Origin of the sequence: Streptomyces sp. NPDC020192 (assembly GCF_044388685.1) — a bacterium.
Taxonomy (GTDB): Bacteria; Actinomycetota; Actinomycetes; order Streptomycetales; family Streptomycetaceae; genus Streptomyces.
The window spans coordinates 76257-83974 of sequence record NZ_JBIRXG010000030.1; the positions used below are offsets into that span (position 1 = coordinate 76257).

At 68.8% G+C, this 7718-nt stretch carries 4 protein-coding genes and 3 pseudogenes; 2 read left to right on the top strand and 5 right to left on the bottom strand.

The window, feature by feature from the left end; genetic code table 11:
* Window positions 1-174: 174 nt before the first annotated feature.
* From ACH47Z_RS38480 to ACH47Z_RS38495, 4 genes and pseudogenes are all read right to left on the bottom strand, one after another.
* Window positions 175-1137, bottom strand: coding sequence for a TRM11 family SAM-dependent methyltransferase (locus ACH47Z_RS38480; protein WP_399082423.1), 963 nt, complete (start codon window positions 1135-1137; stop codon window positions 175-177).
* A gap of 23 nt (window positions 1138-1160) precedes the next feature.
* On the bottom strand, window positions 1161-1817 hold the full coding sequence (locus ACH47Z_RS38485) for a hypothetical protein (protein WP_399082426.1): 657 nt from the start codon (window positions 1815-1817) through the stop codon (window positions 1161-1163).
* A gap of 629 nt (window positions 1818-2446) precedes the next feature.
* Window positions 2447-2787, bottom strand: a pseudogene (locus tag ACH47Z_RS38490) (GNAT family N-acetyltransferase).
* Window positions 2788-2797: 10 nt separating this feature from the next.
* Window positions 2798-3019: pseudogene (locus ACH47Z_RS38495) on the bottom strand (pirin-like C-terminal cupin domain-containing protein); the annotation flags it as partial.
* Between the two features lie 1042 nt (window positions 3020-4061).
* On the opposite strand from ACH47Z_RS38495, the gene ACH47Z_RS38500 reads away from it, so the two are divergent.
* Entirely contained in the window at window positions 4062-5672 is a 1611-nt protein-coding gene (locus tag ACH47Z_RS38500) for a hypothetical protein (protein ID WP_399082429.1), read from the top strand.
* An 87-nt stretch (window positions 5673-5759) separates the two neighbouring features.
* The gene (locus ACH47Z_RS38505; RefSeq protein WP_399082432.1) at window positions 5760-6281 is read left to right on the top strand and encodes a hypothetical protein; all 522 of its coding nucleotides are present in this window, start codon (window positions 5760-5762) and stop codon (window positions 6279-6281) included.
* Between the two features lie 1114 nt (window positions 6282-7395).
* Here the strand turns inward: ACH47Z_RS38505 and ACH47Z_RS38510 are convergent.
* Window positions 7396-7718: pseudogene (locus ACH47Z_RS38510) on the bottom strand (GNAT family N-acetyltransferase); the annotation flags it as partial.

Here is a 7718-nt window from a genome sequence, read left to right on the forward strand (position 1 = left end):
ACACCAAGCCGCACTCTCTTCACTTGCCCCCCTGAACCGCAACGTTGGTGCGAGCAATCTAGAGCATGCGCATGACTGCCCATACAGAGAGGGAGGCATGGCGGCACGAGCCGACCGACGCAGGGCCGGACTGGGACCCGTTGCCGCTCGCGGAGGGGGTGAGTGCCCAGACCGTCACGGAGACGCTGGGACAGCACCATCACGCTGACATGTGTCTACGATCCTGCGCGTCCGGCTCGCTCGGTTGCCGCAGCGCGGCCTGCTCGACGCCGATGCGCCGTCGCACAGCCTGCCTGGCACGAGCCGGGTGAAAATGAGGACGTCTTCGTGCTGGACCACCGACAGGGGAATGCCCTGGCGCCGGGCATCGCGGACGTTCTTCATCTGGAAGAACGAGGGGCGTGTGATGAGTCGGCTGTCGCGGATGCCGGCGAGTAAGGCCACGCAGCGTTCGGTGGGAACGAGGCCGGCGGCTTCTCCAGCAGCCAGTACGGCGGAGGGCAGGTCGATGAGTTCGCCATGCTCGCGCCAGGGGCGTGTGGTGACGACGACGGTTCCCGCGGGGCGCAGGACGTGTCGGCACTGGGCGAGGATCTCGGTGAAGGCTTCCAGGAGCCGGTCGGTGGAGACGTGGGCGAGGTTGGAGGGGTCGTGGCTGTAGCGGTAGTCCTTCTTGACCACGCCGCGTTCGCCGGTCTCGCGGGTGGAGCGGATCTGTCCGTGGACGGAGCTTCCGTACGGCGGTGAGGTCACCACGAGGTCCACTTCGCCGTGGAGGGCGGCGGGGATGAGCTGGGTGAGTTTTCGGGCATCGCCGCAGTGCACGGCGCCGACGCTGGTGCCGTCCTTTCGGGTTGCGGAGGCGGCATTGAGGCGCGCGAGGTCGGCCCACTTGGGTTCGTATTCGACGCCGAGGGCGCTGCGGTGGAGGTGGATGGCCTCGACGAGGGTGGTGCCGATGCCGCACATCGGGTCGAGGACCAGGTCGCCGGGGCGGGTGTAGGTGGAGATGGCGTGGGCGGCGATCCGCGGGAGCATCTTGGCGGGGTGGGCGGCCGAGCCGGGCACATAGCGGCCCTTGCGCTGCGCCGGGGCGGAGGTGGGGGCGGTGTTCCACACCGAGAGGGGGACGGACACGGTGTGTCTCCTCTTTCCTCGGTCTAGGCGTGGCGGATCGCGGACAGGGCGATCAGATCGCAGTGCACGACGCCACGGGAGATGTCCGGGGGAAGGACGGGTACAAGGTGGTCGCCGACCGGGTGGGCGTAGGCGACGACGATGTGCTGGAGGTAGCGGAAGCCGGCGGTGCGGGCGGAAGCGATCAGTGTCCCCAGCGGGTCGGTGAGGTGTCCGGCATCCCGGCGCTGGCGGGTGGCCAGCAGCAGAAGTCCGTAGTCGGGGAGGAGTCGGTGGGCGCGGTGGAAGAAGCCGGGCCAGCCGTCCTCCAGTGCGCCGGGCATCCCGCTGTGGCCGGAAGGCAGGTCGTCGGTCGAAGGGGGGAGGGTGTCGGGGTGGAGTTCGGCCAACAGGAGGGACGGTTTCTTCGCTCCGTCCTCGTCGTCGGCCGGGGTCGTGAAAGGGGTGGTCGGGATGCGGGCGTCCATGCCCGGTGACATGTCCCGGATCGCGATCTTGAGGAGTGGGGCGGGCCGGTCGGCAGGGCGTCCGACGAAGTCGGTGCGGATCTTGTCGAGGGCCCAGGCGGGCAGTACCGCGCCCGGGATGGGAGCAGCGTTGGGCTCGTCCGGGTCGGGGAGCCACACGGTCGTCGGCAGCAGGTGGGCGGTTCGACGGCGGCGAGCAGCGAGGTTCGGCATGGGCTGAGCGGCGTCCGGGGGTGAGGGTCCGGCCGTGCTCGTGCTGACGTGGGTAATAGGGACTGGCTGGCTGATCTTCGCCATCGCCTTATGGGTGTTCGATCGCCTTGTCAGTCGCTCCGCGTGCACGGCGGGCACCATGGGCTTTCCTCGCCGGGTATCGCGTTGACGCAGGTCACCTTCCATGCGAGCCAGTCGCGTGCCATATACGAGCCACCACCGAACCACCGGGGGAGGCCCCTATGACGGCGAAACTCTTCGTTCGCCGCTCGGAGAGCTGGAGCAGATGTTCCTCACTCTCGCCCACGGCGCCGAGCCCCTCACCCTCCCCGCCCACCTGGTCTGCGACGAACGCGACCGTGCGGCCTGGCCGGTCGACCGGATCCGCAATTTGTGGACTCAGTAGGTCCGGAGCCGGGATGATCCAGACATGTGCACCTTCTTGACGGCACGAGCCGGAAAGCTGGCGCGGGCGGAAGTGCTGTGAGATGGCCGGCAGCTTCTTCGATGCCGTCACACAGGCAGAAGCGTCGATCTGCCCCCAGCGCTTCCTCCTCCGAGGTGATGATTCGGGATGTCAGTCATCTCCATGAGAGATGAACCTGGGGAGTCGAAGATGACACGGAAGGTCACCGCGCCAGCTCGGTCTCCAGCCATCGCAGAGTTTCGGGGGTCACGCGGTCGGTCATGTCGGCGAATTCGGAGTGCCGCTGGAGGAACTTCGCCACGTAGGGGCAGACCGGCACGATGCGTTTCCCCGAGGCACGTACGTCGGTCAGGGCCTGCTGGACGAGGAGGGAGGCCAGGCCCTGCCCGGCGAAGGCGTCGCGATTTCGGTGTGATAGCAAACGCGCTGGTCAGCATGGTCGCGATACGCGGTCAGGCCAACGGTTCTGCCGTCGACGAGGATCTCGTACCGGTGTCTGGCGTCCACTCGCCGGACGGTCGGAGCGGCGGCGGGCTGTGTCATCGTGAGCCTTTCAACGGCGCGTCGGGTTCTTGCGTGGCGCGACGGTCGCGTTCGGAAGGGCGGGAGCGGAAAGGCGGTCGCCGTCGTAACCGTCGAGGCTGCCGAAGCGATCGGATGCGTTCTCCCAGGCTTCCCTGGCTTCGACGATGTCCTCGTGGCTGCGGCCGATGAAGTTCCACCACATGACGATCTGCTCCTCGAACGGCGTCCCGCCGAGCAATACCGCCCGGGCGGCCGCTGGGCCACCGCCACCGCCGAACGCGTCGCCGCCCAACCCAAACCCAGCCCGCCGCGCGCCACGGCGGACACCGCGGGGTGACCGCCGGCGGACGGCCGGAACGCGCCGGGACAGGCGGTTGTCGCCCTCCCTGTGCCGGTGGTGGACCAGGGCGGACAGCGGGAAGATCCACATCAGACGGGTCGCCAGCAGGGTGAAGGCGATCACCGGCACCCGCAGCGGCCGGCCGTGCTCGTCACGCGCGAGATGGCGGGGGCGTTGCCCAGCTTGCGGTGCTGCCGAGGTCGCCCCCGGCCAGGGAGCCGCTGCGAAGTCGAGTCGAGTCGACCCGTCGCACCCATCCACGGCCACCGCACGGAAGACGCCGCCGGTGCTGGGACAACGCCTGGGACTCATCAGGAGAGCGGAATCCGAACAGCGGTCATGACAGGCAATCCCTACGTCATTGCTTCTTCTTGGCCGAGCATTTTCTCCAACTTTCCTGAATTCAGAGCGTTTTCATAGGATGGCTCCAGGCCGATGAATGCCTCGCCACGGCCCGCAGTCCGCCTTGCCGTAACAACTGGCCGCCGTGATCCCCGACTTCATGTTCGACCAGCGGAATCAACGGACCGTCGACGTCGAGGCCGCCCGTTCGAGAGGGCGACGACCCTCCCCGCGAGAAGGCCGCACCCCCCATTGACCTGAACCCGTCAAATCTGCTTTGCTTCTCCACGTCTGACAGGGCATCACCATTCCGGCCAGCAAGAAGTCGCAGTACGAACCCTTCGCACTGCCTTTTTCATTCGTCCGGTCCAGGACGAGAGTTGCCCGCACATCACAACGCCGTGCGCGGGTTTCCCCAGCTGCCGAGCACATCGCCCGTGCAGTCACCCGGTGCGGCTCGGGCCTCTCCTCCTGATCTGCGGCGGAACCGGCGTCAACGTCGGTAGCCGGATTCGGCGTACCCGGTGTTGCACCTCGTCGACGTCCCGTTCAGCTCACCTCCGCCGGACCGACGGCGGAGGTCCGTGCGAAGAAAGGGCCCCCAACACCCATGGGCAGACCCCACATACGCGGCGCAGCCCGCGCGACCCTGACCGGTCTCGCGTCGCTGTCCCTCGTCACCGGCGTGGCACTCGCCTTTGTACCCCAGGCGGCAGCCGCAACCCAGGCCACGGCTCACACCGCGAGCCCCAACCCGTACAGCCCGGCCTACCAGCACCCCTACCGGCACGGTGTCGTACCGACCCTCCAGCAGAACGCCAAGATGAAGTCCTGGGCGGCCAACCAGCCGGCCGCCACCACGGCGACCGGACCGGAGACGCTCTCCTACGGCGGCGGCGTCGACGGCATCGGAGTCCAGAGCGGCCACTCCAAGGTCTACCTGGTCTTCTACGGCTCACAGTGGGGCACGCAGAGCACCAACAGCAACGGCGACGCCACGTTCTCCGGCGACCCGGACGGCGCGGCCCCGGTCACCCAGGAGATGTTCAAGGGCATCGGCACCGGGAACGAGCTGTGGTCCGCGGACCTCACCCAGTGGTGTGACGGACCGAACGTGTCGGCGGGCGCCACGAGTTGCCCGTCCAACGCGAACTTCATCCCGTACCAGAGCGGCGGCGTGCTCTCCGGCGTGTGGTACGACAACTCGGCGGCCTCGCCCAGCGCCGCGACCGGGCACCAACTCGGCGCCGAAGCCGTCAAGGCGGCCGGACACTTCGGCAACACCACCGCCGCGTCCAACCGGGATGCCTACTACGTCATCCTCTCGCCGCACAACACCAACCCGGACAACTACCAGGGCCAGTACTGCGCCTGGCACGACTACAACGGCGACAGCACGCTCACCGGCGGCCCGGTTTCCTCCTCCTACGGGGACATCGCGTTCAGCAACCAGCCGTACAACATGGACTCCGGCTCCGGCTGTGGCGTCGGGTTCGTCAACTCGCCCGGCACGCTCGACGGCTGGACCATGACACTCGGCCATGAATGGCACGAGATGATGTCCGACCAGAACCCGGCCGGCGGCTGGACCAACCAGACCGGCAGCTCGTACAACGGCCAGGAGAACTCCGACGAGTGTGCCTGGATCTCGCCCGGCAGCACGGGCGGGGCGGCCAATGTCGCGATGGGCACCGGTACCTTCGCCGAGCAGGCGAGCTGGTCCAACGACACCAACAACTGCGCCATCTCCCACGCGATCGTCGGTGGTGGTGGCGGCGGCACCGGCGGCACCCTCACCAACGGCACCTTCGAGACCGGCAGCCTGTCGGGCTGGACGACCAGCGGCACCACCTCCGCCAACACCTCGGCGGCACACAGCGGCAGCTACGGTGCGATGGTCGGCTCCACCAACCCGACCAACACCTCCTCGGTCTCCCAGTCATTCACCGCCCCGTCCGGCAGCAGCAGGGTCTCCTTCTGGTACAACGTCACCTGCCCGGACACCGTGAGCTACGACTGGGCGACGGCTACCCTCCAGGACACCACGGCGGGCACCACCACGACGCTGCTCGGCAAGACCTGCACCCAGGGTGCGGGCTGGAAGCAGGTGTCCGGCACGGTGACCGCGGGCCACACCTACACGCTCACCCTCACCAACAAGGACGACAACTACGCGGGTGACGCGACCTACACCTACTACGACGACGTAACCGTCTCCTGAGACCGCACCGCACGGTGGGGGCGAGCCGACGGCTCGCCCCCACCCCCGCCCAAGCGCCCACTTCGGGCGGCATCCACCGGAGGGCCCGTGTTTCCTTCGTCAGCCCGCACGGGCCCCGCCCTGCGCGCACTGCACACCGGGCTCGCCGCCGTGGCCGCAGCAGCCGCGACCGGCGTCCTGGGCGGCTGTTCGTCCGGCCCCGCCGGATCGCTGTCTCCCCCGCCGTCGCGCACTCCCGCGTCATCCGCATCCGCCACCGGGCCGGCCGTCCTCGACGAACGGGCACGCGGAACCACGGTCCAGGTGACCGCCGGCACGCACATCGTGGTACGCCTGCACAGCGCCTACTGGTCAACCCCCGCCAGCTCGAACCCGCGAGTGCTCACCCCCGTCGGCGGCGGGACCACAGTCAACGCCACCTGCCCGCCCGGCCGCGGCTGCGGAACGTCTTCCGCGCAGTTCACCGCCCTGCGGCCCGGCACGGTTCACATCACCGCCCGACGCGACTCGTGCGGCGAGGCGATGCACTGCTCGCCGGGCCAAGGACGCTACGACGTCACCGTGACGGTCACCCGACAGCACAGGAAGCCGTCGGGCACCCGCTCCTGACACCGCGCCGCCGCGACCGCCTCCCGGCGGTACAGCCACGACGACGACTTTCCGGCAGCCGGTGGTCCTGCACCAGCCGCGGACGCGGACGACTCAGGCGGTCCAGTGTGTCGTTCCCGCCCCGCCGCCCCGGTGGTCCGTCCTGCTGCGTTCCTGGTCTCCCGTATCGCCTGCACAAGCTCGCGGCGGAGTCCGGGCCGCGCGGCCTTCGATGACGGGATGTCACATCTTGCCGCACGCTGCACGCCGAACCCGAACCCGAACCCGACCAGGAGGGGTCCACTGAGTGGGCGGCGGGGCGCGCAGGTAAGTGCTGCGCCACCTGGCCGACATCGCGGTCGAGGGTGGCGGAGAACAGCTTCCGCAGCAGGCCGGGCTGCCTCTCTGGCTATGGGAGGCCGGCTTCAGCGCCAGGTGTTGTTGGCGATGGTCCCGCAGTAGCGCAGGCGGCGGTTGCCGTGCTGGACGAGCCGGGCGACGGACCGGCGCTTGGCGGTTGCCGGGCTGCCGGATCTCCCGAACAACCATCCCTGAGACATCAACGACGCAGACCGGCAAGGCCAGCCCCCTCGCAGCAAGGAGTCCGCCGTAAACACCCTTCCGCCCGCCCCGTTCCTTCTCGCCATGCAAGAGCAGCGGATCCCGCCCGTACTGCTCGTCGTCGGCGCCCTCATCATCGTCGCAGCCGCCATCGCCGTCATCCGCGCGGTGAAACGTCAGCGCCAGCGGTAGAAGGCATGCCGGGCGGCGCTGCGGGCCTGGACGTCCCGCCCGTGGACGCATCTTCCTGGTCTGCGGGCTACCGCGCGAGCTTCGCGGTCGCTTCCGCCTTTCCCAACACTCTGCCTAGCTCCCGTCCCGTACTCCGTCGACCCACACATCGTGGAGTCGGACGCGGTTCCTGGCGTCGCTCGGCCATGAGACACCGCCAAGCGTCTTACGGTGCTGGTTTTGTTCATCAGTCGCGGCAGCAGCTACTCACGGCTTCGGGAGGCACCATCACCGAGCCGTGTTCGATGTTCATGAGAATGGGCAGCACCACGGTGAGGAGCCCTGAGACCGGCGCCCGGTGCGCGTGCCGCGCGGGAGTTTGCCCCGCGCGGCACGGGCTGGGTCAGACACCGAACGCGGCGGCGTAGTGGACGGTCCCGCTGGGGAGCGGATGGCTGGCGTCGAGGCTGAGTGCCATCAGGGCGTCGTCGGGGATATCGATGGTCAGGCCGATGCCGTGGTTCGAGGCACGGGTGAACCCGAACCGGGGGGCCAGCGCTCCTGTACTTCGCAGTGAGCTACCGCGACGCGCGTGGCGCGGGGATCGATGCACCAGTGTCCATCCGGCGTGATGCCGGTGTCGCGCCGCCTTGGCGCAGTCATGGCCCGTCACAAGATCAGCCCGGCGTGCAGGTCGTCTGCGAAGCCGGCCGTGTCCGTGAGTCC